We start from the raw sequence: 579 nt of genomic DNA, 5'->3' as shown, positions 1-579 counted from the left end.
TTTCATACGGAAGAAACTAGAGTTTCATACAGAAGAAACTAGAGTTTCATACAGAAGAAACTAGAGTTTCATACAGAAGAAACTAGAGTTTCATACGGGTGAAACTGGAGTTTCACCTAGGTGAAACTTTTGTTCCAGAGGGGGTTGGAACTTTAGTTTCAACCTGTTGGAACCAATGTCTCAGGCGTTTTTTAGGGGGATGTACACACAGCAAGTCTCACGAGTAGTCCTTTGCACATACACAAACCGTCAGAACGCACGGATGCTGCGTCCTGACGGTTTGCGTCAGTAGGTATCGCTATTTGTATTAGAAGCTAGGCAGAGGGGTCTGCGAATAGACGTCTCTCCTATCCCTTGGTAGCGGCCTGGACGACGTTGAGCACGTAGTCACCCAGCTGCTCGTAGTAGCCTACGAGATCCATATAGCTTACGGACTCGGGGTAGTCGTACTTCTGCGTACGGACGTTGTCCATGTTTTGCGCTTTCAGCAAGGTGCGCAGGTCGTTGAGTTGCTTCTCCAGTGTATAGCTCTCACGAGCGTCCGCCTCCGAGAGCTTGTCACGACGGAGTAGCTCAGAC

Annotated in this window: 1 pseudogene; it reads right to left on the bottom strand. The window is 48.9% G+C overall.

The annotated features are described in order from the left end of the window. Positions 1–347 precede the first annotated feature (347 nt). Positions 348–579: pseudogene (locus tag PORUE0001_RS02675) on the bottom strand (Na/Pi cotransporter family protein); the annotation flags it as partial.

The organism is Porphyromonas uenonis 60-3 (assembly GCF_000174775.1).
Lineage (GTDB): Bacteria > Bacteroidota > Bacteroidia > Bacteroidales > Porphyromonadaceae > Porphyromonas > Porphyromonas uenonis_A.
Note: the sequence above shows the minus strand (reverse complement) of the source record. Positions and strands in the feature narration are given on the sequence as shown.